Source organism: Corynebacterium intestinale (assembly GCF_023574125.1).
In the GTDB taxonomy this organism is placed as follows: domain Bacteria; phylum Actinomycetota; class Actinomycetes; order Mycobacteriales; family Mycobacteriaceae; genus Corynebacterium; species Corynebacterium hesseae.
Genome location: NZ_JAMKFF010000003.1, coordinates 89,934 through 116,335, shown reverse-complemented (window position 1 = coordinate 116,335; position 26,402 = coordinate 89,934). Strand labels below are relative to the sequence as shown.

Below are 26,402 nucleotides of genomic sequence, written 5' to 3'. Positions count from 1 at the left end.
AGGTCTTTTAGTCCCCGACCAAAAAGAGGTTTTGTGAATATCGCAGCCACCATCGCCGGAGAGCTGGGCGTCAAAGAAACACACGTTGACGCCGCCCTGAAACTCATGGCGGAGGGCAATACCGTCCCGTTTATTGCCCGTTACCGCAAGGAAGCCACCGGCGGGCTGGATGACTCCCAGCTGCGTATCATCGAGGAACGCTCGACGTACCTGCGCGAGCTGGAAGAGCGCAAGGAAACGGTGCTCGCCGCGATTGAGGAACAGGGCAAGCTCACCGATGAGCTGCGCGCACTGATCCAGGGCTGCGAGACCAAGGCGCGCCTGGAGGATCTGTACCTGCCGTATAAGAAGCGCCGCAAGACCAAGGCGGATATCGCGCGCGAGGCAGGACTGGAGCCGCTGACGGACAAGCTCATCGAGGACCCCTCGGCGGACCCGACCGAGCTGGCGGGGGAGTATCTCACCGAAGGTTTCGAGGAAACGAAGAAGGCCCTCGACGGCGCCCGCGCCATTCTGGTGGACCGCTTCGCACTGGATGCGGATCTGGTGGGCGAGGTGCGCGAGCGCATGTACACCAGCGGTTCCATGAACGCTGGCGTGGTCGAGGGTAAGGAAACCGAGGGCGCGAAGTTCAAGGACTACTTCGAGTTCTCTGAGCCTTTCGAGAAGCTCCCCTCGCACCGCATTTTGGCGCTGCTGCGCGGCGAAAGCGAGGGCGTGCTGCACCTCAACCTCGACGCCGGCGATGACGCCATGTACGAGGGCATGATCGCAGATCGCTTCGACCTGGACGTGTCTACCTCCCGCTGGCTTGCCGACGCCGTCCACTGGGGCTGGCGCACCAAGCTTTCCATCTCTTCCGGGCTGGACGTGCGCATGCGCCTGAAAGAGAAGGCGGAGGAAGGCGCACTCAAGGTCTTCGCGACAAACCTGCGCGACGTTCTTCTGGCCGCCCCGGCCGGCCAGCGCGCGACGCTGGGCCTAGACCCGGGATACCGCAATGGCGTCAAGTGCGCGGTCGTTGACCCGACGGGCAAGGTCCTGGCCACCACGATTGTCTATCCGCACCAGCCGCAGCAGAAGTGGGCTGAGGCAGTGAGGGAGTTGGCGTCGCTAAGCGCTGCCCATTCGGTGGACCTCATGGCGATCGGCAACGGAACCGCATCGCGTGAGACGGAGAAGCTGGCGGGTGAGGTCGCTGACCTCATCGCGCAGGCCGGCGGTGCTCGCCCCACGCCGGTGGTGGTCTCCGAGGCTGGCGCGTCGGTGTATTCGGCCTCCCAGTTGGCGGCCGATGAATTCCCTGACATGGACGTCTCCCTGCGCGGCGCCGTTTCGATCGCGCGCCGCCTCCAGGACCCGCTGGCGGAGCTGGTGAAGATTGACCCGAAGGCGATTGGCGTGGGGCAGTACCAGCACGACGTTAACCAGGTCGCGCTCGCCCGCACGCTCGATGGCGTGGTGGAAGATGCCGTCAACGGCGTCGGCGTGGACCTGAACACGGCGTCGGCCCCGCTGCTGGAGCGCGTGGCCGGAGTGAACTCCACGATTGCGGCCAACATCGTGGCCTACCGCGATGAAAACGGCACGTTTGCTTCGCGCAAGGAGCTGAAGAAGGTGCCGCGCTTGGGCCCGAAGGCTTTTGAGCAGTCCACGGGCTTCTTGCGCATCAATGGTGGCAAGGATCCACTCGATGCTTCGGCAGTGCACCCGGAGGCCTACCCGGTGGTGGCGCGCATTGCGGAGAAGACCGGTCTGGGGGTTTCGGAGCTCATCGGCAATTCGCGCGTGTTGTCGAAGCTGTCGCCGGCAGACTTCGCTGACGAGACCTTTGGTGTTCCGACGGTGACGGATATCATCGCGGAGCTGGATAAGCCGGGCCGCGACCCGCGTCCGGAGTTCAAGACGGCTACCTTCAAGGAAGGTGTGGACAAGGTCTCGGACTTGAAGCCGGGGATGATTCTGGAGGGCACCGTGACCAACGTTGCGGCCTTTGGTGCCTTCATCGACGTTGGCGTGCACCAAGACGGGCTTGTGCATGTGTCCGCGATGAGCCACAAGTTCGTCTCCGACCCGCACGATGTGGTCCGCTCGGGCCAGGTGGTGAAGGTGAAGGTTATGGAAGTCGACGTGGAGCGCCAGCGCATTGGCTTGTCGCTGCGGCTTGACGATGAACCCGGCCAGCCCGCCCCCAAGCGCCGCAACAGCGGTGGGCGTTCCGAGGGGCGCGGCGGCCGCTCCGACCGTCGCAACTCCCGCCGCGACGGTGGGCGTGGCCGCGCGGACCGCGGCGGCGGTGGCTCGATGGCCGATGCCCTCAAGAAGGCCGGCTTCTAAAGCGCACCTAGTTACGCGCCACAAACCCCTGACTGTTCAAACGGTTGGGGGGTTCGTGAGTTTTCAGCGGCTTTCTGTACGGACGGTGGGTTGGACAAACATGTGGGATGAAGCGATCGCCGAAGGCACGGAAGGCCTCATGAATGTTGAGGTTTCCGCGTGGCGCCGAGCTGAGTCCGGCGTGTGGACGTGCACGGCTAAGCTGCCGCGTAGATTATCCGGGCGGCGCAGTGCTGGGTGGCGATGGGTGTATGTCCGGCGGGTCAGGTGGTTGGCTTGGGGGAGCGCCCGTCGGGCTCGTGGCCTGTCGGTTCAAGGCCTCTTGGTAGGCCGGCTGCGCGGTAATCGGCGTTCCCCAGGGCGGGATGTAATCAACCGGTCCCTTCAGCCGAAAGACATAGCCTCTGCCGGTCGGGCTGGTGGGGTCATCGTCGTTAATGCCGTTGTGGTAGGCACACAGCATGGTGAGGTTGGGCGGATTGGTTTCCCCGCCCGCTTGCCAGGGGACGATGTGGTGGACTTGGCAGTAATCGGCTGGCTTGTTGCAGTCTTCGATCGCGCAGGTGGGGTGCTCCGCGCTGGCCATGATGCGCTGCTCGAGGCTGGCAAAGCGCGAAAGCCGGTGCAGCCACACCGGGCCGATGGTGGGGTGGACCAGTGTGGCGTAGCCAGTCTCGGCGAATTTGTAGGTCAGAAACTCCGCGCCGCTCATGCGCCCGCCGTTGGTGAGCTCGAGCTCGATGTCATCGCCGTCGTGGCGGATGATCTTGTCGAGCTCGTCGAGTGTTATCACGACGTTTGTTCCCACCGCCGGCCGCGAGCCTGTGCCTTCTTTAAAGAAGACCTGGCGGGTGGCGTCCAGGAGGTCGGTGGGGTTAATGGACTCCAGGGTGCTGCGCATGGTGGAAATGTTGAGCGCGGAATCAGTCACCGTGAGCGAGTGCGGGCCGTTCTTGCGGTAAGTCAGCCGCACACCTGGCGACGGCACGCGTTTCGGTTTGAGTTCCTTCAAACGCTGCGCCGCCACTGAAGAAACCCGCTCTGAAGGCGTGGATGCGAGCGCAACGCGTAAATTCCAGACGTCAACCTGCTTCTTCAGCTTCGCGGTGTAAGACTCAATCAGGCTCAGCGTGGCCAGGTCGTGGCCTTGGCGTTGAGCCGCCTGGCGGGCTGTGCGCTGCCTACCTGTGAAGCGGGTATCGCCGAAATAGATGGCATGAAGCGACGCCAGCTCCGCCGCATCGCCGTGTGAGGCGCCCAGCGCGCGCAAGCTTTCGGGCGTGCTGGTTGCTGCTTCCACCAGCGCAATCCCCGAGTTGCGAAGGCGGATGTAGGTTTCAATATCCCCCATGTGCACAGAGAATAAAGCGGGTTAGCCCATCCCGCAACCGGAGAAGGAAACGCCCTGCCTACAGACAGTAAAGGACAGGGGCTTGCCGGGTGAAAGCCCGATTCGAATGCACTCGCTCGCCCGTCACAAGGGAGTGCGGGGTGATGTAATTCAGGTGGTGCGCAGCGCGGCGCAACGCGACGAATAGCTATAAGTTCACAATGTCAACTTATTCGGTGGTATGTTTGTTGAAACAAATGACCTAGTGGCCTCGCTCACGTTTGCGTGTCTAGCTTAAAAGGCTGGATAAACGAATAAAAGCGGACCTCAACCATCGCGCTAAGGAGGCGGACATGAGCCGTGAGGCTGAATCCAACCGGGAAGCAGACGCGAATAGCGCTTCGCCCAGTCTGGTAAATGAGGGGAGTGCTGCTACCCAGAGCGCGGCAGGCCACGACAGCGAGGCCATGGGATGGCACCGCGTCCTCGATTGGCGCCCCACGAGTACCTTGTCGCGCGTGCTCATCGTCTTCCTTCTCGTAGCACCCATCGTCATCGCGGGCACCATGATGTGGGCCATGTGGGACCCCTCCAAGTACATGCGCAACATTGACTTGGCGGTGGTGAATGAGGACGCGGGCGTCGAGAAGCAGGGCACCTACACCAACTACGGTGATCAGGTCGTGGAAGGCCTGATGGAGACGCAGTACCTGAACTTTGCCGAGGTCAACAAGGCGGACGGTGATGAGGGGCTGCTCAAGGGCAAGTACCTCATGGTCGTGACCATCCCGAAGAACTTCTCGGAGCAGGCCGTCACCATCATCAGCGATAAACCGGTCAAGCCGGAGATTCACTTCGCCACCAATGATTACTACGGCACGAATGGCTCGGTGATTTCCTCCAGCCTCATCCCGCAGGTGCAGACCAGCGTGGAGAACGCGATTTCCAAGAAGTATGCCGATCAGGTCATCGAGGGGCTGAATAAACTCAGCGATGGCCTGGGAACCGCGGCTGAGGGCGCGGGCCGGCTCGACGAGGGCGCGGGCAAGCTGCAGGAAGGCGGCGGGCGAGCGGTCGAGGGAATTGCCAAGCTGGACGCCGGCGCGGGCGATCTCAACAACGGTACTGGTCAGCTGCTCGACGGCACGACCCGTCTCAACGAGGGCGTGGGGCGCTTGAGCGGCGGTGCCGCGCAGCTGGATGATGGCGCCGCCCAGCTTGCCGACGGCTCCGACAAACTACTCGCCGGCACCGGCCGCCTGGCGGATGGCGCGGGTCAGATCGATGGCGGTGTCAATCAGCTCACCGGGATGCTCATCCCGGTGCTCAAGCAGGCGCAGGTTGTGGCCCCGGCGCTGCTGCAGCTTGTCGACGTCCTCCGCGGCCTCGGCATGCACCAACAAGCCGATCAACTCTATTCCCTGGTGTCCAAGCTCGACCCGGCCGCCAGCGGAAACATGGTGGCGCAACTGGAGAAGCTTTCCGCCGGCACCGGCCAGCTCTATTACAACCTGTCCGATCCCAACTCGGAGTACCTGGGCGGCATGATGGCCCTCAATGACGGCGCGCACCGCTTGTCCGATGGATCGCAGCAGTTGCGGGCAGGAGTTGTCGAGCTGAGCAACGGTGCCGCCCAGCTGCAGGACGGAGCATCCCGCCTGCATGAGGGCACCGGCACGCTGAAGGACGGCACGGGCCAGCTGGCTGCCGGCGGCACGGAGCTCAAGGATGGTATGGACCAGCTCAAGGCCGGCTCCAATGAATTGGCCACCAAGCTTGCCGACGGCGCCGCCAAAGCCCCCTCCATCACCCAGCCGGATACGTCGGCGCAGAACATGGCCGTGCCCATCAACTTCACCTCCTCTAACCTCCACCCAGTACAGACGGTGGTCAGCCCGGTTGACCCGACCGAGAAGAACATCACTGGCGGCGCCTCGCTACTCTTCGTGCTGGTCTTCGGCTTCCTCGTGATGTTGCTCCTGGCGATGACGCTGCCGTATTACCTGGGCCGCCGCGGGGAGTCCGCTACGAGCCCGGTGCGCGGCATCCTCGCAGCCTTCGGGGTGGTGGCGGGCCTGAACTTCCTGGTCTTGGCCTTTATGGGTCTGATGTCCTCCACCATGGGCTGGAGCCCCGCCAGCTGGCCGATGATGCTGCTCGTCATCGCAGCGATTGCCGCCGTCGGCGCGGCGACCTACCAGTTCTTCCTCGTAACCTTCGGCCGCAAGATTGGTGCCGTCTTCGCCGTCGGTGCTTTTGCCTTAGGCGTCATGGTCTTCGGCGGCGTGTGGCCGGTGGCGGCTATTCCGCGGCCGCTGAGTTTGCTGCATCCTTTCCACCCGATGTCCTATGCAAAGAATGCCTTTACCCGAGCCACCGACGGCATCCACGATGGCACCTTCTGGGCGGGCATCGCGGTGCTGTTCATCGTGACCGCCCTGGCACTGGTGGCCTCCTGCGTGGTGTTCCGCGCCCGCCACCACGGCACGGCGCGCATCCTCGACGAGCACCTCTTCCGCGCGCCGGCGGTGGCCGGCGCCTAGAAGTCGTGTGCTGCGAGCCCGCCGGGGAGGTTGCGCAGTTCGATGCCCATGTCCGCGGCCAGATCGGCGTAGCGCAGGATAAAGCCAGCGCTGCGCCCGCCGGAAGGACAGGCCACGTAGATCAATTCGGAGCCGCAGGCTGAAAGCGCTCGGCGCACGGAATCATCATCGGTGACGGTATGCCAGGGCAGCGTTATCGTGGCACGAGGAAAGCCGGGGTCCTCGGAGATATCAAGGAGGGCAGCGTGGCCGGTGACAAGTTCCGGCGGCAGGATGTGCCGGGCAGGTAGGGCAGTAACGAGGGGGCGGTCGGGATCGGCACCTACCCGCAGCGTGCGGAAGCTTCCGGGGAGCGCGTCGTAGGAGGTTACGCGCCCGATCATGTCTCGATGATCCGGGAGTGCGCCGAGCGTGGCGACCGCCGCGGTGACCATGAGCCCTGCGATCACCGAAGTCGTTGCACCCAGCACCCCGGCCGTCGAGCACTCGAGCGCCTCGCCGCTGGGTGGGGCGGGGAAGAGATCGCGCAAGCCCACCCCGCGCCCGTCGGCGGAGTCTTTCCCGGAGTGCCACAGCGCGGCTTGCCCGTCGTAGCGCAGCACGGTACCCCAGGCCAGCGGGGTAGAGGTGAGTTCGCAGGCATCGGCGACGAGGTATTTCGTGTCGAAGGTATCGGATCCGTCGAGGACGAGGTCAGCCTCGGTACACAGGTCGAGGACGTTGGACGAATCGAGGCGTTCCTTAAGCGCGGTGATGGTGAGCTCGGGGGAAAGGTCGCGGGCGCGCGCGGCGGCTACTTCCGCCTTGGGCTTGCCGACGTCCCCCGCACCAAACAGCACCTGCCTGTGCAGGTTGCTGATATCGACGCTATCGGAATCAATAAGAGTGATGCGCCCGATGCCTCCTGCGGCGAGCTGTTGGATAGCCGGGCAGCCCAGCCCGCCGGCGCCGACGACGAGCACGTGCGCGGCATGAAGCCGCTCCTGGGCCGCATCGCCGAAGCCGGGCAGGAGGCGTTGGCGCGCGGTCCGGGCGCGTTCGGTTTCGCTGAGCATGATGTCTGTCCTTTTAAGCAGTGGGCTATAGGACCTGGTCCGCCCAGCTGGCCAGACCTTCGAAGGTGGAGGAAGCCTGGGCGTGCTCGCGCTGCGGGATGCGCCCTGCACTTCGGGCAAGTCTGCCGGCTTCGACGGCGTGGCGCATGGCGGTGGCCATCGCTTCCGGGTTCTGGCAGCGGTTGACCGCGCTGGCGAGCAGCACGCCGGAGCAGCCGAGCTCCATGGCGAGGGCGGCGTCGGAGGCGGTGCCGATGCCGGCGTCGACAAGCACGGGCACCGAGGCGCGCGAACAAATGAGCTCGAGGTTGTGCGGGTTGAGGATGCCCAGACCGGTGCCGATGGGGGCGCCGAGCGGCATGACGGCCGCGGCGCCAGCATCCTCGAGGCGTTGGGCAGCCACGGGATCGTCGCTGGTATAGGCCAGCACGGTAAACCCCTCGGCGGCAAGCAGTTCGGTGGCGTCGAGGGTTTCGAGGACGTCGGGAAGTAGCGTGTGTTCGTCGGCGATGACCTCGACCTTGACCCACGTGGTGCCCAGAGCTTCGCGGGCCATGCGGGCGGTAAGCACGGCCTCGCGGGCCGTGCGACACCCGGCGGTATTGGGCAGTGGAGCGATGTCCAGGCGGCGCAGCAGATCGAAGACGCTCTCACCGCTCTTGGTGCCAGCGTGGCGGCGCATGGCCACGGCGGTCAGCTCGGTCCCGGAGGCGACGAGCGCGCGTTCCAAGGCTTCGTGGCTCGTGGCGCCACCGGTGCCCATGATGAGGTGGGAGGAAAAGGTGGTATCGGCGATAGTGAGCATGTAGCTTCTAGCCTCCTTGGACTGCGGTGAGGATTTCCACGGCCGCGCCTTCGGTGAGTGGGGTGGTGTCCCATTGCGAGCGGGGGATGACCTGTTCGGCCACGGCCACCGCAGTGCCGTCAGGAGCGATGTCCTTTTCCTTGAGCAGCTGGGCGACGGTATCGGCCGCCGTGTCATAGGGCTGGCCGTTGAGGATGAGGATCATTGTTGCTCCTTGAGGTGTCGCAATGGGTTACAGGCCGCGAGATCGATGCTGGGATCGGTTCCTTCGATGAGCTCGCGGGCACAGCGCGCGGCCAGTGCCGTGAGCAGGATGCCATGGCGGAAATAGCCGGTAGAGATGACGAGCCGCTCGCTGACGCGGCCAAGATAAGGAAGGTCATCCGGGGTGCCGGGGCGAGCCCCCGCGCTGGCCTCGAGGAACTCGCATTCTTCGACGGCGGGGAGGACGCGGATGGCGTCGCGAAGCAGCGCGTAGACGCCTCCGGCCTGCGCTGAGGACAGGGAATCCTCGCGGGTCGTAGCGCCGACGGCGAGGGTGCCATCGCCGCGCGGGATGAGGTAGATGGGGCGGTCCTCCACGAAGCCGCGCACCACGCGGGTCAGCAGCGGCTGCAGGTGATCCGGAACCCGCAGGCGCAGGATATCGCCGTACACCGGGCGCAGGTGCAGCGGGGACTGTTCAAGCCCCGCAGAGTCAGCCCACTCGATGTCGCGCGCGCCTAGTCCGGCTGCGAGCACAACCTGTTCTGCTTCGAAGTCGCCGACGGCCGTGGTGACCACTCCCGTTGCAGCATCAATCGATTGGGCCGCCGTACGGAAGAAACGCACGCCGAGTCCTTGGGCCGCGCTTAGCAGTGCAGCCGCCCATTGGCGGGGGAAGATCTGCGTGTCGCCCGGGATGCTGACGGCACCGGCCAGACGCGGGGACAGTAATGGTTCCGCGCGCCGGGCTTCGCGCACGGTGATGCGCTCGACCTCCATGCCGTGGAGGGATTGATACTCGGCCAGCTCGGTGAGGTGCTGGGCATCCGCGCGATCGGCGGCGACGACGAGCGTTCCCTCGGCACGGTAGCCGGTAGGCACCTCTGTGTGTGCGGCGACCAGATCGATGAGCTCCGGGTACCACGCGCCGGAGGCGCGCATGAGCGGGAAGAGCGGATCCTGCTGGTAGACCACCTCCGCGGCGGGGGCGAGCATGCCGCCGGCGAAGTGGGTAGCCCCGGAGGCTGGCGCCGGATCCAGCACCGTGACCTCGTGGCCCCGCGCGGCCAGTTCCACCGCGGTGGCCAGGCCAATGACACCCGCGCCGACGATGATGACGGAAGAATCAGAGCTAGTACTCATCGCGCACCTTCATCGAAGCCGGACAGCAGCTTGCGGCAATAGGCTTCCGGGTCATCGGCATGCATGATGCCGCGCACGACAGCTAGGCCGGCCACGCCGGTTGCCGCAAGATCGGGTGCATCGTTGGCGGTGACATCCCCGATGGCCACGAGCGGTACGCGGGAGAGCTTCACCAAATCCGGGTAGGCATCAAGTCCCAACGGGGTGCGGCCGGAGTCCTTCGTCGGCGTGGCGCGGAACGGGCCGCAGCCGATGTAATCAATCAGGTCTGCTACCTCATTGGCGGCCTCGACTAACTCGCGCGTGCCGGTGGTCAGCCCGATAATCGCGTCCGGCCCGAGGAGCGCGCGGGTAGCGGCCACGGGCAGATCATCCTGGCCGATATGCACGCCGTGCACCGGCTCGCCGGCGTGGCGGAGGGCGGCGGCGACGTCGACGCGGTCGTCGATAAGCACGCGCGTTTCTGGGTTGGCCTCGGCCACCGTGCGGGCTACGTCACGGCCCAAGTGGAAGAGGCCGCGGGCGGAAATCGGCTTGGAGCGCACCTGTACCACCCCGGCGCCGCCGCGCGCCGCTGCGGCAGCGATGCGCACGACGTCCTCATGCGAGCCCGCGCCCGTGACGAAGTAGCAGCGAAGATCAGGCATGTGCGGTCTCTTCTTCCTGATAGAGCTGTGAGCCCTGGGCCTTGAACTCCTCCGACATCTGCTTCTCGCCCGCGCGGGCAGCTGCCACGACCTCCGGATCGATGGCTCCCTTACCCGGGAAGCTTGGCATCCCTAGCGAATCGGAGAAGGTATCCCGGATGTCCTGGCTGATGCGCATGGAACAGAACTTCGGCCCGCACATGGAACAGAAATGTGCGGTCTTCGCCGGCTCCGCGGGCAGGGTCTCATCGTGGTAGGCCTGCGCGGTGTCCGGGTCGAGGGAAAGCGCGAACTGATCGTGCCAGCGGAACTCGAAGCGGGCCTTGCTCATCGCATCATCCCAGGCGCGTGCCCCTGGGTGGCCCTTGGCCACATCGGCCGCATGGGCGGCGAGCTTATAGGTAATCACGCCGGTCTTGACATCATCGCGGTTGGGCAGGCCCAAGTGCTCCTTCGGGGTGACGTAGCACAACATGGCCGTTCCTCCCATGGCGATGTGCGCCGCGCCAATGGCGGAGGTGATGTGGTCATAGCCCGGGGCAATATCGGTGACCAGTGGGCCTAGCGTGTAGAAGGGAGCGTCCGAAGCCCAGTCCTGCTCCAGCTCATTGTTTTCCTGAACCATGTTGAGCGGGACGTGGCCCGGGCCCTCCACCATGACCTGAACGTCATACTCCCAGGCGCGCCGGGTGAGCTCACCGATGGTCTTGAGCTCAGCGAATTGGGCGGTGTCGTTGGCATCCGCCAGCGAGCCGGGGCGCAGGCCATCGCCCAAGGAGAAGGCGACGTCGTAGCGCGCGAAAATCTCACACAGCTCATCGAAGTTCTCGTAGAGGAAGGACTCCTTGTGGTGTGCCAGGCACCAGCCCGCCATGATGGAGCCGCCGCGGGAGACGATGCCGGTGACGCGGTCCGTGGTCAGCGGGATATACGGAAGCAGGACGCCGGCGTGGATGGTCATGTAGTCCACGCCCTGCTCGCACTGCTCGATGACGGTGTCTCGGAAAATCTCCCACGTCAGGTCCTCAGCTACGCCGTTGACCTTCTCCAGCGCCTGGTAGATGGGCACGGTGCCGATGGGCACCGGCGAGTTGCGCAGGATCCACTCGCGCGTGGTGTGGATGTCATCGCCGGTGGAGAGGTCCATGACGGTATCCGCGCCCCAGCGCGTGGCCCAGCGCAGCTTCGACACCTCTTCCGCAATGGAGGATGTCACCGCGGAGTTGCCGATGTTGGCGTTGATCTTGGTCAGGAACTTCCGGCCGATAATCATCGGCTCCGACTCCGGGTGATTCACGTTATTGGGCAGGATAGCGCGGCCACGCGCGATTTCGGAGCGCACAAACTCCGGGTCGCAGTGCTCGCGCAGGGCCACGAACTCCATCTCCTTGGTGATGATGCCTTGGCGCGCGTAATGCATCTGGGTGACACGCTTGCCCTCCTTCGCACGCAGCGGCTGGCGACGCTCACCCTTCCACTCCTGGGAAGCGGCACCGCGGCGCTCGGCGGAGCGGCCATCATCGGCGAGGTTGCGGGCGCGGCCTTCGTAGGGCTCTACATCGCCGCGCTCGGCAATCCATTCTGCGCGCAGTGCCGGCAGGCCCACCTCAGGTTCACACTCCGGGCCACGGGTGCGGTACACGCGGAAAGGTTCGTTGGGGCCGGTGGGGGAATCATCCAACTGAATCTCGGTCTCGGGTACCTCGAGGCCGTGCTCCCGGATGGGGGAGTAGGAGTGCTTGGGGTGGATCTCGCCGGAGTCAGAATTGTGAATGGGGGTATGAGTAGCCGTCATGGCTGCTCCTCTCTTCCTTCGCTGGTGCTAACCAGACAGGTTCAAACGGTGCAGGCGCGGTATCAGCGCCACTCTCAGCCCACTTCCCGTGGGCACCCGTGGGGTATCAGTGCGCCACCCACCTTAGAGCCCGCAACGAGGAGATGTCAGGCGTTTGGCACAATTTGTTCTGCGGGGGTGGGGTATGGAAAGATAGCGATGTTCTGTGTAATAGGCACGAACCGGTCAGCCGCCGCGAGGTGGCGCCAGGGTCCTCTGTCTTAAACTGAAAAGGAAAACACCAATGGCAAACCTCATTGACAAGGTCGATGCAGCTTCGCTGCGCGACGATATCCCGTCCTTCCGCCCGGGCGATACCCTTGACGTCAACGTCAAGGTGATCGAGGGCTCCACCGAGCGTACCCAGCTCTTCAAGGGTGTCTGCATCCGCCGTCAGGGCGCTGGCATCCGCGAGACCTTCACCGTGCGTAAGGTTTCCTTCGGCATCGGCGTTGAGCGTACCTTCCCGGTTCACTCCCCGAACATTGCCTCCATCGGGGTAGTCCGCCGCGGCCGCGTTCGCCGCGCCAAGCTGTACTACCTGCGCGACCTGCGCGGCAAGAAGGCCCGCATCAAGGAGCGCCGCTAGTTCTAGCTGCTCTGTAGCCCTCAGCCCTTCGCTTCCACACCGATTCTTGTGGGTAAGGCGGAGGGCTTTGTGCTTTCAGCAGCCTCCGGCCGAGCCGCATACCGGGATGTCGGCGCGCATTGCTAGGATTTAGCCCGTGGAAAAAGAAAACGACATTACTGAAGGTTCCCAGGGCGTGGGGAAAGAGGCGTCGGAAAGCGCAGCACCCCCAGCTGAGGAAAAGAAGCAGATGCCTTGGTTGCTGGAGACCGCACTGGTGGTGGTTTCCGTGCTTGCGGTCGTTGGTGTTTTCCAAAACTTTGTGGGCCGGCAGTACGTCATTCCATCAGGGTCGATGGAGCCGACCTTGCATGGCTGCGAAGGCTGCAATAATGACCGCATTTTTACCGAAAAGGTCTCCTATTACGGCGACAAGAACCCAGAGCCCGGTGATGTCGTGGTGTTCAAAGGAACGCCGGACTGGGACAGGAATTGGGTATCGCCGCGTTCCGACAACCCGGTCATCCACCGAATTCAGGACGCGCTGAGCTACGTTTCGCTCACCCCACCTGATGAGAACACCCTGGTCAAGCGTGTTGTTGCTACCGGAGGCCAGACTGTGTCCTGCCAGGAGGGAGATCCTGCGGTCATGGTGGATGGCAAGCCCATCGAACAGGACTATGTGCAGGACCCGCCGACGTATCGCGTTGATGAGACCACCGGTTCTTACGCCTGTGGCGGCGCGTATTTTGGCCCCGTGACCGTGCCAGAGGGCAATATCTGGGTGATGGGAGATAACCGCACGGCTTCCGCGGATTCGCGCTATCACATGCAGGATCAGTACCAAGGAACGATCCCGCTGGAGAACGTCCGCGGCAAGGTCATGTTCATCTTCTTCCCCTTCAACCGCATTGGTGGAGTCGATGACCCGGACATCCAGTCCTAGGGGCCGCGATGTCCTCACGGCGCTAGCACTCACCTTCGTGGTGCTGGCGCTAATTCAGGCTTTAGTGGGGCGGATGTATCTCATCCCGTCTTCCTCCATGGAACCCACCCTGCATGGCTGCCCGGGGTGCACGAATGACCGCATTGCCGTGCAGAAGGTGAGCTATTACTTCAGTGATCCGCGCCCCGGAGAGGTTGTAGTCTTTGCCGGTCCGGATTCGTGGAACACGTCTTTTGAGGTCAAGCGGTCCCGCAATGTAGTGGTGCGCGGACTGCAAAACATTGGCGCCGTTGTGGGGTTGGTGCCTAATGGCGACAACATCCTGGTCAAACGCGTCATCGCTACAGGTGGCCAGACCGTGTCGTGTCAGGAAGGGGATCCGGCCGTCATGGTGGATGGCAAGCCCACTAACCAGGACTTCGTTCTGGATCCGCCGGAGATTCCGATTGATGAACGAGTGGGATCGCAAGCCTGTGGCGGCGCCTACTTCGGCCCGGTTACCGTCCCGGAAGGCCATCTGTGGGTGATGGGGGATAACCGCACGAACTCCTTGGATTCGCGCGCGCACCTCGGGGACAACCTGCAAGGCACAGTTCCTGTTGAGAACGTGCGCGGCAAGGTCGCTGCCGTGGTGGTTCCGGTCAGCCGTGCGCAGACTATCGACGACATGCCGTTATAACCGCTATGCGCCGATTGAAACAGAAGAGAACCTATGAGGTCGCGCTCTCCAATGCAGGGCTCGGTCCAGTTGCAGGGGTGGATGAAGCTGGGCGCGGGGCATGCTGCGGGCCAGTGACCATTGCCGCGTGCATCTTGCCGGAGCGCATCCTGCCCGGCTTGGAACGGCTTGATGATTCGAAGAAGCTCACGCCGGCGGCTCGGGAAAAGCTGGAGCCGCTGATTAAACGCCGCGCGTTAGCGTGGTCGGTGGTGCACGTGGGGGCGAAGGACATCGATACCTTTGGCATCCAACACGCGAATGTGTCGGGGATGCGCCGGGCGGTGGCACGACTGGGGGTCCGCCCGGGCTACGTGCTAAGCGACGCCCTCTTCGTCCCCGGCCTGCCCGCCCCGCAGCTGCCGATCATCGGTGGGGATACCGCCGCGCGATGCATCGCCGCGGCAAGTGTCCTGGCCAAGGTGTCCCGTGATCACCTGATGATGGAGCTGGCCAAGCAGTACCCGGGATATGCCTTGGAAAGCCATAAGGGCTATGGCACGGCAGTACATCAGGAAGCTATCGCCCGGCTGGGGGCGACTCCTGAGCACCGCATGAGCTATCGCAATGTAGCTGACGCACATGCGCGATTCCTCGCGCGCGCCTGAAGCCTTATTCAGGACGCGGGAACTAAGCTGGTGCTGATTCTGTGACACCGTGAATCCGGGTAATTGTGAGCGAAGGAGAAGCACACCGTGAGCGCTGAGGAACTCGATAACTACGAGGCTGAAGTCGAGCTGTCGCTGTACCGCGAATACCGCGATGTGGTCAGCCAATTCTCCTATGTAGTGGAGACTGAACGTAGGTTTTATCTGGCCAACGCTGTGGAGCTTATCCCGCATACGTCGGGTCCGGACGTCTACTACGAGGTCCGCATGTCTGATGCTTGGGTCTGGGATATGTACCGCTCGGCGCGTTTTGTGCGCTACGTCCGTGTAATCACCTACAAGGACGTCAATATTGAGGAGTTGGACAAGCCGGATTTTGTCCTACCGGAATAGAGCTCTAGGTAAGTGATCTAGATATAAGTGGGTGGGGAACGTCATGTTGGTGACCCCGGACTAGTTATCCACAGATTTGCGGTGGCGAGGCATTAAGTCCTCGCCACAACGCAGTTAATGGGGTGTTCTGGAAGTGCCGTAAGGGGGTGTGCGGCACGGGAATTGTCTTGTGTCGTGCTTGCGGCGTGTTGTGTACACGTTCAATTCCAAGGAGCACCATAGTGACAAGAAATCTAGCAACCACTTTGCATTCACCGACAGTGGGCCAGACCATCCGCCCGGCGGATGCACTGGGAAAAGCGGGGGAGAAATTCGCCGCTGACTTTTATCGTGCGCGCGGGGCGCAGGTCATCGCTGCGAACGTCCACTACCGTGTGGGCGAGCTCGATCTCGTCGTGCGTGAACCCGATGGGACCATTGTCTTTTGCGAAGTAAAGACTCGGGCAAACCGCAACTTCGGCGTCGCGGAAGCGGTAACCCCACGCAAGCTAGCGCGCCTGCGCAAGGCGGCCGCGCAGTGGCTGAGCGCCGCGCGGAGTGAAGGGCAGGCGTTGAACAAGGTCCGTTTCGACGTTCTCGGGCTGGTAGCCACCGGGGCGAAGTCGGGGGAGGCGTTTGAGGTGGACTACTTCCAGGGAGTCGATCATGGCTCTCGGTAGGTGCGACACGATAGCGCTGGATGGGGTCCTGGCCCGGGTGGTCACGGTGGAGGCCAACGTTGGCCCCGGGCTGCCGGGGGTTCACGTGGTGGGGCTGGGGGATGCCGCAATCTCAGAGTCGCGGGATCGCATCCGTACTGCGGTAAGCAATTCGCACTTGCCGTGGCCCAAGACGAAGGTGGTGGTGTCCATGTCACCGGCCTCGCTGCCTAAAGCAGGGGCGCACTTTGATCTGCCGATGGCCTTGGCAATTCTAGGAGCAGGCCAGGCGGAGAAAAGTCGTCTTAGCGGGGCGCTAGTCCTTGGCGAGCTGGGTCTGGACGGGCAGGTACGCCCGGTCTCCGGCATCATCCCTGCCATTCTGGCTGCGCGTTCACAGGGCTATGACACCCTGATCATTCCGGTGGGAAACGCAGCGGAAGCAGCATTGGTGTCCGGCATAACGGTACTCGTGGCCGAAACGCTGTGGGATGCTTTTGCGTGGGCGTGCGGGAGTGATTGCCTGCCGGACGCGCACCTCATTGCGCATACGGCAGCGCCTGCGTGCGAGCAAGTCGCCGATTTCAGCGAGGTGGCAGGCCAGAAGGAAGCCAAGTGGGCGGCGGAAGTTGCCGCTGCCGGCGGCCACCACGTGATGATGGTGGGTCCACCCGGCTCCGGTAAGTCGATGATTGCCTCGCGCTTGCCGGGGATTCTGCCGCGCCTGAGCACAGAGCAAGCAGTGGAAGCCACGGCCATCCACTCGGTGGCGGGAGCCGTCGGCACCGCAATCTCACGGGCTCCGTTCATTGCGCCGCACGCTTCGGTAACGAGGGCCGCGCTGATCGGTGGCGGCTCAGGGCGCCCACGGCCAGGAGCAGTGAGCTTGGCGCACCATGGCGTGCTCTTCCTCGATGAGGTCAGTGAGGTGCCTGCGCAGGTACTCGATAGTTTGCGCGCCCCCTTGGAAGAGGGACAGGTGCGCCTGACGCGGGCTAGCCGGGAGGTTATCTTTCCCGCCCAATTCCAACTAGTGCTGGCTGCGAATCCCTGCCGGTGTGGAGCCGAAGAACCGGCGCGTTGCGAGTGCCGCGTATCAGACAGGATGAACTACTTGTCCAATTTGTCGGGGCCGCTGCGGGACCGCCTCGACATCATCGTGTCCCTGTCGGGGCAATCAGCGGTGCTCCAAGCGGAAGGGGAAGAGACCTCCGAGGTCATCGCCCAGCGCGTGGCCGCAGCCCGGGAACGCATGAAGGCGCGCTGGGAGGGTGACGGGTTGGGAAGCGTGGTCAATGGAGCAGTTCCGGCTTCATATTTGCGGCGCCACCGCCCCGCGGCGGAGTCTGCGATGATCATGCTCGCCGCTTACCTGGCTGAAGGGGAGCTGAGCCAGCGTGGGGTCGACCGTGTTCTGCGCCTAGCCTGGACGCTGGCAGACCTCGACGGCTCATCTCGCCCTGAGCTCGAGCACGTCAGCCGGGCGCTGGATCTCCGCGGGGCTGGAACGATCGAAAGGCTGGCGGCATGAGTGAGCTCAATCTATCGAGTAGCCGGCATACGTGGGCCTATCTCAATCGCGTGGTGGAGGGGCCTTCACCAACTCTTCACGGGCTGTTGACCCAATACTCGGCTGAGGAGATTGCTCGGGGAATCTACAAAGGAGAGGATTGGATTGGGCCCTTGCGGCAAGCCACGGCTTCGCGGCGTGAGTGGCTGCGGCAAGACGAAGACCTGGCTGTAGCAGATGCGGAAGGCGCTCGGCTTATTACGCCCACGGACGCTGAGTGGCCCAGGGAAGAGTTCTCCCGTGCCTTCGGTTTCTATCATCAAGGGGTGGTTGATGCCCCGGCAACGTTTGATGACCAAGCAGTTCCACCGCACAGTCTGTGGGTACGCGGTGGAAACCTGCGCGAAGCGGTATCTCAATCTGTGGCCCTCGTGGGCACGCGCGCGGTGAGCAGGTATGGCTGGGAGGCTGCGTCACTCTTAGCGGGTGGCCTTGCGGCTCATCAATGGACAGCGGTGTCCGGCGGAGCGGTGGGTGTTGATACGGCGGTCCATGAAGCAGCCCTCGATGCGGGCGGACTGACCGTCGCTGTGGCGGCCTGCGGCATCGATATCTCTTACCCAGCGCGAAATGCGAAACTCTTTGACAGAATCGCCGAGAAAGGATGCATCGTGTCTGAGTTCGCGCCGGGCACGCGGCCACAGCGATTCCGCTTCTTATCCCGTAACCGCCTCGTGGCGGCGATGACGAGCGGCACTGTGGTGGTCGAAGCGGGGTTCCGCTCTGGTGCTCTTAACACGCTGAATTGGGCGGAAGCGCTGGGCAGGGTTGCCATGGCCGTACCGGGGCCCATTACGACATCTGGTTCCTTGGGGTGTCATCAACGAATTCAGGATGGGCGCGCCCAATTGGTGGCGTCTGCGGATGAAGTTCGGGGGTTGGTCGGCAAAGCAGGAGAGGTAGATGTGGTGGGGCAGTATGAGCTCGAGTTTCAGCCGACTGCTGTGCAGCGCCTGTCCCGCAATGAGCTTCGGGTGTATGACTCCACTCCACCGGAAAGCGCGGAGGAAGGCGCGAGCGCTGAGGACATCGCGGCGGCCGCGGGTATGCGGGTGGCGTTGACCATTCACCTACTCGTGGCGATGCAGAAGATGGGCGTGATTACTCGCTCGGGAGCGATGTGGCAGCGCACCTGAGTACACTCATGAGACATGAGTGGTGTAAGTGGTAGCGGTGAGCGGCACGTGGGCGGACAGCTGGACGAGGCGATCGAAGACTTCGCGGAATACCAGCGCATCGTCCGCGGCCGTTCCGACGCGACCGTTCGCGGCTATTGCTCCGACCTGCGCTTGCTGGCGACGGAGGTCCCGGACTTCTCAGCGTTCACATTGAATTCCCTGCGCGAATGGTTGGCCCACGCCGTTTCCGAGGGCAAATCCCGCTCCACGCTGGCGCGCCGCACCGCCGCGGTGCGCGCTTTTTCCACATGGGCTGCGCGTGAAGGCTATTTAAAAACTGATGTGGCGCAGCGTCTGGCCACGCCCAAGGTGGGTAAACACTTGCCGACGGTGATGTCGCCTTCAGCGGCGGGGGAGCTGATGGGCAATGCCGTCTCCGCCGATGAGATCCATTTCCTGCGCGATAGCGCCATGCTCGAATTCCTCTACGCCACCGGTGTGCGCGTGGCTGAGCTCGTCGGTCTCAACATCGGGGATATCGATGTGTCCCGGCGTACTGCCCGCGTCACAGGTAAGGGCAATAAACAGCGCGTCGTCCCGTTCGGGGATGCAGCTCACGATGCGCTTTGTGCCTGGTTGGAAACGGGCCGTCCCCAGCTTGCGGGTGATACGGAGGCGGTGTTCGTGGGCACCCGCGGCGGGCGTATCGACCCCCGCCAAGTCCGCCGTGTTGTCGAGCGCGCCGCGCAAGTGACGGGAACGCCGGGTTTGACCCCGCACGGATTGCGCCACTCGGCGGCAACGCATCTGCTCGAGGGCGGAGCGGATTTGCGTATTGTCCAGGAGCTGCTCGGGCACTCTTCATTACAGACCACGCAGGTCTACACGCACGTCTCCGCCCAGCGGCTTAAGGACGTCTACGCCCGCGCCCACCCACGGGCTTGAGGCGAATGACAGGTTCCCCAAGCAAGTCCAGCGGATTGATGTAGTCCTCGCGTCCTTCAATCGCGCCCCAATGCAGTCCCGGATAGCCGTCCACGGACGGGGCGAGGGTGCCAATCACGTCTCCTTCCTGTACCCGGTCACCTTTCTTGACCCGCGCAAACACTGGTTGATAGGTCGTGCGCAGGCCGTTCCCATGGGCAATCGATAGGGCCGGTTTGCCCGCGATCGAACCGGCGAAATATACGACGCCATCGCCGGCCGCGAGGACCACCCCGCCGACAGGCAGGTCCAGATCGACACCGCGGTGGCCCGCCATCCAGCGCTTTTCGGGAGGCTCGAAGCCGCGCAAAACACGCGAAGCAACGGGTTCCCCGGTGGTGGGGTCGACGTAAGCGGCGGCTAGGGGGACGTCGACAAGCGCGGCCCAAGCACACAGCAAGACGGATACATAAAGAAGACGGTGACGCATGCCTCCAAGCCTGCGCGCTGACGCCACTTCAGAGAAGAGGCGCAGCCGCTGTTGTGGATAACCTGTTAAAGAAGAGGCCACTGTTGCGGCAGGGGAGAAGACCGTAGAGTCATCAACAATCCTGCTGAGATAAAACAAGCCCGTCGTTTGGAATCACCGTGTGTGCAGTACTAAGCTAGCCCACAGCAGTCTGTGCTCAGGCCTAAAGGCTGGCGCATGGATTGACTACGCGCGGCGAAGCAGCCGCTTCCTGGGTTAAGGAAGAGGCAGTCTGTGGTTGACGTGGTCCCCGCAATAGTGGGGTGTTGACCAGGGCCTTCGTTGCTAGGGTGCGGAATAAAACACCGCACAATTTTTGCAAAACCGAAACAACATATAGAAAGCGAGCGAAACATGGCAGTCGTAACCATGCGCGAGCTCCTCGACGCTGGCGTCCACTTCGGTCACCAGACCCGTCGCTGGAACCCGAAGATGAAGCGCTTCATCTTCACCGACCGTAACGGCATCTACATCATCGACCTGCAGCAGACGCTGACCTACATCGATGAGGCCTTCGAGTTCGTTAAGGAAACCGTCGCACACGGCGGCACCATCCTCTTCGTTGGTACCAAGAAGCAGGCTCAGGAAGCCGTTGCTGAAGAGGCAACCCGCGTGGGAATGCCCTACGTTAACCACCGCTGGCTCGGCGGTATGCTCACCAACTTCCAGACTGTCTCCAAGCGCCTGAAGCGCATGAAGGAGCTGCAGGCTATGGACGCGGCTGAGGACGGCTACAAGGGCCGCACCAAGAAGGAAGTTCTGATGCTGACCCGTGAGCGCACCAAGCTGGAGCGCGTCCTGGGCGGTATCTCCGATATGACCAAGGCTCCGTCCGCACTGTGGATCGTTGACACCAACAAGGAGCACATCGCGGTCAAGGAAGCCCAGAAGCTGAACATCCCGGTCGTCGCCATCCTGGACACCAACTGTGATCCGGATGAGGTTGACTTCCCGATTCCGGGTAACGACGACGCCATCCGCGCTACCAAGCTGCTCTCCGGCATCATCGCCACCGCTGTGGAAGAGGGCAAGAAGGCTCGCGAGGAGCGCCAGCTGGCTCAGGCTAAGGAGGCCGCCGGCGACAGCGCTGAGAAGGACGCCCGCGACGCCGCTGAGGCCGCCGCTGCGTCTGACCCGGCTTCCGCAGAGAAGTCTGAGGACGCTGAGAAGTCCGCAGAGTAATCTGCACACCTTAAGCCCCCGTACCGCACGGCCCACAGTGTCCGCGGCGATGGGGGCTTTTTCTCACGTGTTTTCTTAGCGTGCTAAGGCGCGTGACACATTAAAGGGTTGAAAACACCACGCTGAAGGTTCTACAGATTCTTCGCTGGGGGAGCTGGCGAAAAACTAGCACCCCCTCAACGCGACGTGGTGGTAGTGATTCCGCTACGCTGTTTCAACGAATACCGTTCAATTCCAAGGAGGATCGCTCCAACTATGGCGAATTACACTGCTGCAGACGTAAAGGCATTGCGTGAGGCCACCGGCTCCGGCATGCTCGATTGCAAGAAGGCTCTCGAAGAGTCCCAGGGTGACTACGACAAGGCCGTTGAGTACCTGCGCATCAAGGGCGCAAAGAACGTGTCCAAGCGCGCCGAGCGTGAGGCCACCGAGGGCCTGATCGCCGTTTCCGGCAACACGATGGTCGAGATCAACTGTGAGACCGACTTCGTGGCTAAGAACGAGGCTTTCAAGGCTTTTGCCGCCAAGATCGCTGAGGCTGCCGGTGAGGCCAAGGTCAACTCCGGTGAGGAGCTCAACAACCTGGAGATCGACGGCAAGAAGGTCTCTGAGATCGTTGACGAAGAGTCCGCAAAGACCGGCGAGAAGCTGCAGGCCCGCCGCGCAGTCACCATCGAGGGCGACAACGTTGCTGTCTACCTGCACCAGCGTTCCGCTGACCTGCCGCCGGCAGTGGGTGTCCTGGTCTCCTACGAGGGCAACGCAGAAGGCGCTCACGCAGTGGCATTGCAGATTGCGGCTATGAACGCCGAGTACCTCACCCGCGAGGACGTTCCGGCTGAGGTCGTTGAGAAGGAGCGCGAGATCGCTGAGGCCACCACCCGCGAGGAGGGCAAGCCGGAGGCAGCCCTGCCGAAGATCGTGGAAGGCCGTCTCAATGGCTTCTACAAGTCTGTGGTTCTGCTTGAGCAGGCAGCTCTGTCTGACTCCAAGAAGACCGTCAAGCAGGTCGCAGACGAGGCCGGCACCACCATCACCGGTTTCATCCGCTACGAGGTTGGCGCCTAAGCTTTACTAGAGCTTTCGCAGCCTAAGCGCATTGAGCCGTAGCTGCGGTTTCTCCCTCCTCCTCTTCATCCCTGTGGCCGCCTGGCCGGTGGGGAAGAAGCGGGGAGGGAGTTTGCTGTTTTCTGCCGCCCCTTAGGGTGGGGGTTGTGCGCAGCTGAATATATAAGAGCGGCTTCCTATGGTTAAGATGGAACGGAATTATTCGTGCGCTTAACTGAAGCGTCGCCATGCGTGAAGGAGACGATGAAGACCGTGACTAACCCTGAACCGAAGCGAACCGGATACAAGCGAGTCATGCTGAAGCTGGGCGGTGAGATGTTCGGCGGTGGCAAGGTCGGCATCGATCCTGATGTTGTAGAAAACGTCGCCCGCCAAATCGCCGAGGTAGCCGAACAAGGAACTGAGATTGCCGTCGTTATCGGTGGCGGTAACTTCTTCCGCGGAGCGGAGCTGTCCCAGCGAGGTATGGATCGCGCTCGCTCCGACTACATGGGCATGCTGGGTACAGTCATGAACTCCCTGGCGCTGCAGGACTTCCTCAAGCAGCAGGGCATCGACTGCCGCGTGCAGACGTCCATCAACATGGCACAGATTGCGGAGCCGTATCTGCCGCTGCGCGCCGACCGCCACCTAGAAAAGGGGCGTGTGGTTATCTTCGGCGCCGGCATGGGCATGCCGTACTTCTCCACCGACACCACCGCAGCGCAGCGCGCGCTGGAGATTGGTGCAGAAGTCCTCTTCCTAGCCAAGGCTGTCGACGGCGTCTATTCCGCTGACCCGCGCACGAATCCGGACGCGGAGCTCTACTCCGAGATCACCCCGCGCGAGGTCATCGAGAAGAACCTCAAGGTGGCTGATGCTACGGCGTTCAGCCTGTGCATGGATAATAATATGCCGATTCTGGTCTTCAACCTCCTCACCGAGGGCAATATCAAGCGCGCCGTGAACGGCGAGAAGATCGGCACGCTGGTCCAGTCTTAGTACAAACGGGCCGCGACCTGCTACATTCTTTCCCAGTACTTTTGACTATTTCAAGGGAGTTGTAACCCTCATGATCGACGAGATTCAGCTCGAAGCTGAAGAGCACATGACCGCCTCGGTGGAGCACGCCCGCGAGCAGCTGATCACCATCCGTACCGGCCGCGCCAACCCAGCCATGTTTAACGGCTTGGTCGCTGAGTACTACGGTGTGCCGACCCCGATTACCCAGATGGCAACCATCTCGGTTCCTGAGCCGCGCATGCTGCTCATCAAGCCTTATGAGCAGTCCGTGATGAATGAGATTGAGAACGCAATCCGCAACTCGGATCTCGGTGTGAACCCGACCAATGATGGTCAGGTGCTGCGCGTTACTATTCCGCAGCTGACTGAGGAACGCCGCCGTGAGATGGTCAAGCTGGCTAAGAGCAAGGGTGAGGACGGCAAGATTGCTATCCGTAACATCCGCCGCCGTGCCATGGAGCAGCTGAAGAAGCTGCAGAAGGACGGCGATGCTGGCGAGGACGAGGTCATCGCTGCAGAGAAGGAAATGGAAAAGATTACTTCCGGCTACATCGAGCAGGTGGATAAGCTCGTCGCCAATAAGGAAGAGGAGCTCATGGAGGTTTAGCCTCCACACACGAGCTTTGACTTGCCGCCGCGCCAGGCACCGACCAGCACGGCGGTCTTTTCTGTGTAGAGCTTAAGCACCCACGACTACCTGAGGAGCATGCGTGAGCACTGAGCACCCGAGCCGGATGCCGAAACCCAAGAATTCCGCGGGCCGAGACATGCCCGCGGCGATTGCCGTCGGCGTCGGCTTGGGCGCGCTCGTCGTTTTTGCGGTGTGGGCCGGGCCCTTGGTGTGGTATCTCGTCGTCGCCACCGCAGTGGGCTTGGGCATGTGGGAGGTTCTCACCCGGTTGCGGGAGCACTCCTACTATGTCCCGCGCACCCTGCTAATCGTTCTTGGCCAAGCCATGGTGTGGGTCTCGTGGTTCCTCAACGCCCCGGGCCTCGTTGCGGTATATGTGGTTGCGGTTCTGGCGCTCATGTTCGGGCGCCTCTTCCACAACGGCAGGCACCGTCCGCCAATTAACTATCTCCGTGATATGTCGATGGGCATCTTCGTGCTGACCTGGATACCCCTCTTTGGCACGTTTGCCGCGATGCTTTCGCGGGTGGAGACGCCGTTTGCTTCGGGGGCGGCGTCGATTGTCGTGTTTATGCTCTGCGTGGTCGCCTCAGATACCGGTGGTTTCATCGCCGGCGTGATGTTTGGCTCGCACCCCATGGCACCGGCTGTAAGCCCCAAAAAATCATGGGAAGGATTTGCCGGCTCTGTCGTTTTCGGCACCCTTACCGGTGCGCTATCTTTCGCATTCCTTCTTCACCACAAGCCGTGGGTGGGCGCGCTCATGGGACTAGGACTGGTTTTCTGCGCCACTCTCGGTGACTTAGTGGAATCCCAGTTCAAGCGCGAACTGGGAATCAAAGATATGTCTGCCCTGCTGCCGGGGCACGGCGGCATCATGGATCGCTTGGACGGCATGCTGCCCTCTGCGATGGTGACCTGGGTGGCGATGAGCTTTCTCACCACCCTTGCACCTTAGATTTAGCGGCGAGCCTGCTTACGCACCTGTCGGCGCAGCTCGAACATGCGCCAGCCGCCTACCAGGGCCATGATGAGTGCGCCAGAAATAGCGCAAATGAGGTAGGTGACGCCAGCCGGGAACTGAACGGACCAGTTAAGGAAGTTCAGCGGTACCTGGTGCTGGTTCTGCAGGATGAAGATAATGAGGACGATGAGCAACAGGAAGCCCACGATGAGGGCGATCCACGTGCTGGCAGCGAAGGAGCCCTTCACCTTGCCATCATTCTTCTCCTCATAGTCCGAAGTAGTCGGAACCGGCTCTACGGAGCTTTCGGTGGCGGGGGCTTCCGCAGAGTAATCGGTCAACGGCTCCTCGGCCGGAGTGCTGGTGCGGAATTCCTCAGGGGAGTTTTCTGGATTCGTCATGCATCCATTAAATAGGTTGAGATGTCACTTTCGCCACTCCAGCAGAACTTAGATTGGATAATGTGGCCGAAAACGTGGAAAATGGGCTCTATCATGGCTGAACCACTGAAACTGAATTTCTCCGCTCCGCGGCGCGGGCTACCCCCGAAGCACTTCGCGGACCTGACCGAGGCCGAGCGCATTGAGGCGCTCGCGGAACTTGGCCTGCCCAAGTTCCGGGCAAAGCAGCTGGCCAAGCACTACTACGTCCACCACACCGCCGATGTCTCTGAGATGACGGATATCCCGGCCGCCTCCCGCGAGGCGGTGCAGGAGCGTTTGTTCCCCACGCTCATGGAGCCCATTCGTCAGACCTCTACCGATGATGGGGAAACCACCAAGTCCCTGTGGCGTTTGCACGACGGCACTTTGCTGGAATCCGTGCTCATGCGCTACCCAGGGCGCGCAACATTGTGTATCTCCTCCCAGGCTGGCTGCGGCATGGCCTGCCCGTTCTGCGCCACCGGCCAGGGCGGGTTGGACCGCAACCTGTCCACCGCGGAAATCGTGGAGCAGTTTAGGCACGCTGCCCGCCTCATGGAAGAGGAGGGCGGGCGCCTAAGCAACGTTGTTTTCATGGGCATGGGTGAGCCGTTGGCTAACTACAAGCGCGTGGTTCACGCGGTGCGCCAGATTACCGGCGCTGACCTCACCGGTTTCGGCCTTTCCCAGCGCAATGTCACGGTGTCGACGGTCGGCTTGGCTCCGGCCATCCGCAAGCTCGCGGATGAGGACTTGTCCTGCACCCTCGCCGTCTCCTTGCACACCCCGGACGATGAGCTGCGCGATACCCTCGTGCCGGTCAACAACCGCTGGCCGGTTGAGGAGGTCCTCGATGCCGCTAAGTACTACGCCGACAAGTCTGGCCGCCGCGTCTCCATCGAGTACGCGCTGATCCGCGATAAGAATGATCAGGATTTCCGCGCTGACATGTTGGGCCGGAAGCTGCATGCGGCTCTGGGCTCCAAGGTTCACGTCAATGTGATCCCGCTGAACCCCACGCCGGGCTCGGAGTGGGATGCTGCCCCGAAGGCGCGCCAGGACGAGTTCGTTCGCCGCGTCATCGCGCAGGGCGTGCCGTGCACCGTGCGCGATACCAAGGGCGATGAAATTGCTGCGGCCTGTGGCCAGCTCGCCGCCGACGAGCGTGAGAGCGCTTAAGAGCTCTGCTTACAGTTTCCTAACAATAGTTTCGCCGGAGGAGA

General features: G+C 62.7%; 26 protein-coding genes and 1 riboswitch. Of the genes, 17 read left to right on the top strand and 9 right to left on the bottom strand.

What is annotated here, in order from left to right:
- The first annotated feature begins 33 nt into the window (after positions 1 to 33).
- Complete coding sequence (locus M5J06_RS05115; protein WP_250224133.1) at positions 34 to 2,337, top strand: Tex family protein; 2,304 nt, start codon at positions 34 to 36, stop codon at positions 2,335 to 2,337.
- 214 nt (positions 2,338 to 2,551) lie between these two features.
- Here M5J06_RS05115 and M5J06_RS05110 read toward each other — a convergent pair whose 3' ends face one another.
- A complete protein-coding gene (locus tag M5J06_RS05110; RefSeq protein WP_070533202.1) occupies positions 2,552 to 3,688 on the bottom strand; it encodes an HNH endonuclease signature motif containing protein in 1,137 nt (378 codons plus the stop codon).
- A 332-nt stretch (positions 3,689 to 4,020) separates the two neighbouring features.
- Between M5J06_RS05110 and M5J06_RS05105 the strand changes: the two genes are divergently transcribed.
- Complete coding sequence (locus M5J06_RS05105) at positions 4,021 to 6,210, top strand: YhgE/Pip domain-containing protein (RefSeq protein ID WP_250224132.1); 2,190 nt, start codon at positions 4,021 to 4,023, stop codon at positions 6,208 to 6,210.
- On the opposite strand, the gene M5J06_RS05100 is transcribed toward M5J06_RS05105, so the two are convergent.
- The 6 genes from M5J06_RS05100 to thiC all read right to left on the bottom strand — a co-directional run bounded on the left by M5J06_RS05100 (position 6,207) and on the right by thiC (position 11,859).
- On the bottom strand, positions 6,207 to 7,265 hold the full coding sequence (locus M5J06_RS05100; protein ID WP_250224131.1) for a ThiF family adenylyltransferase: 1,059 nt from the start codon (positions 7,263 to 7,265) through the stop codon (positions 6,207 to 6,209). The genes M5J06_RS05105 and M5J06_RS05100 overlap by 4 nt on opposite strands.
- A 25-nt stretch (positions 7,266 to 7,290) precedes the next feature.
- Entirely contained in the window at positions 7,291 to 8,070 is a 780-nt protein-coding gene (locus M5J06_RS05095; protein WP_250224130.1) for a thiazole synthase, read from the bottom strand.
- 7 nt (positions 8,071 to 8,077) lie between these two features.
- The gene (thiS, locus tag M5J06_RS05090; RefSeq protein ID WP_250224129.1) at positions 8,078 to 8,275 is read right to left on the bottom strand and encodes a sulfur carrier protein ThiS; all 198 of its coding nucleotides are present in this window, start codon (positions 8,273 to 8,275) and stop codon (positions 8,078 to 8,080) included.
- Positions 8,272 to 9,417, bottom strand: a complete 1,146-nt coding sequence (thiO, locus tag M5J06_RS05085) for a glycine oxidase ThiO (protein ID WP_250224128.1) — start codon at positions 9,415 to 9,417, stop codon at positions 8,272 to 8,274. The genes thiS and thiO overlap by 4 nt, the downstream gene beginning before the upstream one ends.
- Entirely contained in the window at positions 9,414 to 10,064 is a 651-nt protein-coding gene (locus tag M5J06_RS05080; RefSeq protein ID WP_250224127.1) for a thiamine phosphate synthase, read from the bottom strand. Before M5J06_RS05080 ends, thiO begins: the two co-directional genes overlap by 4 nt.
- Positions 10,057 to 11,859: a phosphomethylpyrimidine synthase ThiC gene (gene thiC / locus M5J06_RS05075; RefSeq protein WP_193629158.1), complete on the bottom strand. Its 1,803-nt coding sequence runs from the start codon at positions 11,857 to 11,859 to the stop codon at positions 10,057 to 10,059. The genes M5J06_RS05080 and thiC overlap by 8 nt, the downstream gene beginning before the upstream one ends.
- Positions 11,855 to 11,969, bottom strand: a riboswitch (TPP riboswitch). It overlaps the preceding gene by 5 nt.
- A 173-nt stretch (positions 11,970 to 12,142) precedes the next feature.
- On the opposite strand from thiC, the gene rplS reads away from it, so the two are divergent.
- The 9 genes from rplS (at position 12,143) to M5J06_RS05030 (ending at position 19,402) form a co-directional block, all read left to right on the top strand.
- Complete coding sequence (gene rplS, locus M5J06_RS05070; protein ID WP_250224126.1) at positions 12,143 to 12,487, top strand: 50S ribosomal protein L19; 345 nt, start codon at positions 12,143 to 12,145, stop codon at positions 12,485 to 12,487.
- Positions 12,488 to 12,716: 229 nt separating this feature from the next.
- Positions 12,717 to 13,412 (top strand): signal peptidase I, encoded by a 696-nt coding sequence (gene lepB / locus M5J06_RS05065; protein WP_227485687.1) that lies wholly within the window; start codon positions 12,717 to 12,719, stop codon positions 13,410 to 13,412.
- The gene (gene lepB, locus M5J06_RS05060) at positions 13,390 to 14,091 is read left to right on the top strand and encodes a signal peptidase I (protein WP_070596893.1); all 702 of its coding nucleotides are present in this window, start codon (positions 13,390 to 13,392) and stop codon (positions 14,089 to 14,091) included. Before lepB (M5J06_RS05065) ends, lepB (M5J06_RS05060) begins: the two co-directional genes overlap by 23 nt.
- Complete coding sequence (locus tag M5J06_RS05055) at positions 14,088 to 14,738, top strand: ribonuclease HII (protein ID WP_250224174.1); 651 nt, start codon at positions 14,088 to 14,090, stop codon at positions 14,736 to 14,738. Before lepB (M5J06_RS05060) ends, M5J06_RS05055 begins: the two co-directional genes overlap by 4 nt.
- Positions 14,739 to 14,825: 87 nt before the next feature.
- Complete coding sequence (locus M5J06_RS05050) at positions 14,826 to 15,131, top strand: DUF2469 domain-containing protein (RefSeq protein ID WP_005528899.1); 306 nt, start codon at positions 14,826 to 14,828, stop codon at positions 15,129 to 15,131.
- Between the two features lie 221 nt (positions 15,132 to 15,352).
- Positions 15,353 to 15,790 carry a YraN family protein gene (locus M5J06_RS05045; RefSeq protein WP_193633942.1) on the top strand — a complete coding sequence of 146 codons (438 nt, stop codon included), beginning with the start codon at positions 15,353 to 15,355 and terminating at the stop codon, positions 15,788 to 15,790.
- Complete coding sequence (locus tag M5J06_RS05040; protein WP_143334949.1) at positions 15,777 to 17,300, top strand: YifB family Mg chelatase-like AAA ATPase; 1,524 nt, start codon at positions 15,777 to 15,779, stop codon at positions 17,298 to 17,300. The genes M5J06_RS05045 and M5J06_RS05040 overlap by 14 nt, the downstream gene beginning before the upstream one ends.
- Positions 17,297 to 18,475: a DNA-processing protein DprA gene (dprA, locus tag M5J06_RS05035; RefSeq protein WP_250224125.1), complete on the top strand. Its 1,179-nt coding sequence runs from the start codon at positions 17,297 to 17,299 to the stop codon at positions 18,473 to 18,475. The genes M5J06_RS05040 and dprA overlap by 4 nt, the downstream gene beginning before the upstream one ends.
- Positions 18,476 to 18,490: 15 nt before the next feature.
- Positions 18,491 to 19,402 carry a tyrosine recombinase XerC gene (locus M5J06_RS05030; RefSeq protein ID WP_250224124.1) on the top strand — a complete coding sequence of 304 codons (912 nt, stop codon included), beginning with the start codon at positions 18,491 to 18,493 and terminating at the stop codon, positions 19,400 to 19,402.
- On the opposite strand, the gene M5J06_RS05025 is transcribed toward M5J06_RS05030, so the two are convergent.
- Entirely contained in the window at positions 19,365 to 19,871 is a 507-nt protein-coding gene (locus tag M5J06_RS05025) for a M23 family metallopeptidase (RefSeq protein ID WP_070686156.1), read from the bottom strand. The genes M5J06_RS05030 and M5J06_RS05025 overlap by 38 nt on opposite strands.
- 393 nt (positions 19,872 to 20,264) lie before the next feature.
- On the opposite strand from M5J06_RS05025, the gene rpsB reads away from it, so the two are divergent.
- The 5 genes from rpsB to M5J06_RS05000 all read left to right on the top strand — a co-directional run bounded on the left by rpsB (position 20,265) and on the right by M5J06_RS05000 (position 24,751).
- Positions 20,265 to 21,092 carry a 30S ribosomal protein S2 gene (gene rpsB / locus M5J06_RS05020; RefSeq protein WP_070533169.1) on the top strand — a complete coding sequence of 276 codons (828 nt, stop codon included), beginning with the start codon at positions 20,265 to 20,267 and terminating at the stop codon, positions 21,090 to 21,092.
- Positions 21,093 to 21,347: 255 nt separating this feature from the next.
- A complete protein-coding gene (tsf, locus tag M5J06_RS05015; protein ID WP_070596900.1) occupies positions 21,348 to 22,160 on the top strand; it encodes a translation elongation factor Ts in 813 nt (270 codons plus the stop codon).
- A 243-nt stretch (positions 22,161 to 22,403) separates the two neighbouring features.
- The gene (pyrH, locus tag M5J06_RS05010; RefSeq protein WP_070533165.1) at positions 22,404 to 23,141 is read left to right on the top strand and encodes a UMP kinase; all 738 of its coding nucleotides are present in this window, start codon (positions 22,404 to 22,406) and stop codon (positions 23,139 to 23,141) included.
- Positions 23,142 to 23,211: 70 nt separating this feature from the next.
- A complete protein-coding gene (gene frr / locus M5J06_RS05005; RefSeq protein ID WP_070533163.1) occupies positions 23,212 to 23,769 on the top strand; it encodes a ribosome recycling factor in 558 nt (185 codons plus the stop codon).
- A 127-nt stretch (positions 23,770 to 23,896) separates the two neighbouring features.
- The gene (locus M5J06_RS05000; protein WP_180952038.1) at positions 23,897 to 24,751 is read left to right on the top strand and encodes a phosphatidate cytidylyltransferase; all 855 of its coding nucleotides are present in this window, start codon (positions 23,897 to 23,899) and stop codon (positions 24,749 to 24,751) included.
- A 2-nt stretch (positions 24,752 to 24,753) separates the two neighbouring features.
- Here the strand turns inward: M5J06_RS05000 and M5J06_RS04995 are convergent, their stop codons facing one another.
- A complete protein-coding gene (locus M5J06_RS04995) occupies positions 24,754 to 25,158 on the bottom strand; it encodes a LapA family protein (protein ID WP_070533161.1) in 405 nt (134 codons plus the stop codon).
- A gap of 93 nt (positions 25,159 to 25,251) precedes the next feature.
- On the opposite strand from M5J06_RS04995, the gene rlmN reads away from it, so the two are divergent.
- Positions 25,252 to 26,358 (top strand): dual-specificity RNA methyltransferase RlmN, encoded by a 1,107-nt coding sequence (gene rlmN / locus M5J06_RS04990; RefSeq protein WP_070533381.1) that lies wholly within the window; start codon positions 25,252 to 25,254, stop codon positions 26,356 to 26,358.
- Positions 26,359 to 26,402: the final 44 nt, after the last annotated feature.

Excerpts from the sequence above, each read along its gene's own strand:
- M5J06_RS04995 (WP_070533161.1), bottom strand. The coding sequence starts at position 25,158 with ATGACGAATCCAGAAAACTCCCCTGAGGAATTCCGCACCAGCACTCCG.
- M5J06_RS05105 (WP_250224132.1), top strand. The coding sequence starts at position 4,021 with ATGAGCCGTGAGGCTGAATCCAACCGGGAAGCAGACGCGAATAGCGCT.
- rlmN (WP_070533381.1), top strand. The coding sequence starts at position 25,252 with ATGGCTGAACCACTGAAACTGAATTTCTCCGCTCCGCGGCGCGGGCTA.
- rpsB (WP_070533169.1), top strand. The coding sequence starts at position 20,265 with ATGGCAGTCGTAACCATGCGCGAGCTCCTCGACGCTGGCGTCCACTTC.
- M5J06_RS05080 (WP_250224127.1), bottom strand. The coding sequence starts at position 10,064 with ATGCCTGATCTTCGCTGCTACTTCGTCACGGGCGCGGGCTCGCATGAG.
- M5J06_RS05025 (WP_070686156.1), bottom strand. The coding sequence starts at position 19,871 with ATGCGTCACCGTCTTCTTTATGTATCCGTCTTGCTGTGTGCTTGGGCC.
- rplS (WP_250224126.1), top strand. The coding sequence starts at position 12,143 with ATGGCAAACCTCATTGACAAGGTCGATGCAGCTTCGCTGCGCGACGAT.
- lepB (WP_227485687.1), top strand. The coding sequence starts at position 12,717 with ATGCCTTGGTTGCTGGAGACCGCACTGGTGGTGGTTTCCGTGCTTGCG.
- thiC (WP_193629158.1), bottom strand. The coding sequence starts at position 11,859 with ATGACGGCTACTCATACCCCCATTCACAATTCTGACTCCGGCGAGATC.
- M5J06_RS05095 (WP_250224130.1), bottom strand. The coding sequence starts at position 8,070 with ATGCTCACTATCGCCGATACCACCTTTTCCTCCCACCTCATCATGGGC.
- M5J06_RS05000 (WP_180952038.1), top strand. The coding sequence starts at position 23,897 with ATGCCGAAACCCAAGAATTCCGCGGGCCGAGACATGCCCGCGGCGATT.
- M5J06_RS05100 (WP_250224131.1), bottom strand. The coding sequence starts at position 7,265 with ATGCTCAGCGAAACCGAACGCGCCCGGACCGCGCGCCAACGCCTCCTG.
- tsf (WP_070596900.1), top strand. The coding sequence starts at position 21,348 with ATGGCGAATTACACTGCTGCAGACGTAAAGGCATTGCGTGAGGCCACC.
- thiO (WP_250224128.1), bottom strand. The coding sequence starts at position 9,417 with ATGAGTACTAGCTCTGATTCTTCCGTCATCATCGTCGGCGCGGGTGTC.
- thiS (WP_250224129.1), bottom strand. The coding sequence starts at position 8,275 with ATGATCCTCATCCTCAACGGCCAGCCCTATGACACGGCGGCCGATACC.
- M5J06_RS05110 (WP_070533202.1), bottom strand. The coding sequence starts at position 3,688 with ATGGGGGATATTGAAACCTACATCCGCCTTCGCAACTCGGGGATTGCG.
- M5J06_RS05030 (WP_250224124.1), top strand. The coding sequence starts at position 18,491 with ATGAGTGGTGTAAGTGGTAGCGGTGAGCGGCACGTGGGCGGACAGCTG.
- M5J06_RS05040 (WP_143334949.1), top strand. The coding sequence starts at position 15,777 with ATGGCTCTCGGTAGGTGCGACACGATAGCGCTGGATGGGGTCCTGGCC.
- lepB (WP_070596893.1), top strand. The coding sequence starts at position 13,390 with ATGACCCGGACATCCAGTCCTAGGGGCCGCGATGTCCTCACGGCGCTA.
- dprA (WP_250224125.1), top strand. The coding sequence starts at position 17,297 with ATGAGTGAGCTCAATCTATCGAGTAGCCGGCATACGTGGGCCTATCTC.
- frr (WP_070533163.1), top strand. The coding sequence starts at position 23,212 with ATGATCGACGAGATTCAGCTCGAAGCTGAAGAGCACATGACCGCCTCG.
- pyrH (WP_070533165.1), top strand. The coding sequence starts at position 22,404 with ATGAAGACCGTGACTAACCCTGAACCGAAGCGAACCGGATACAAGCGA.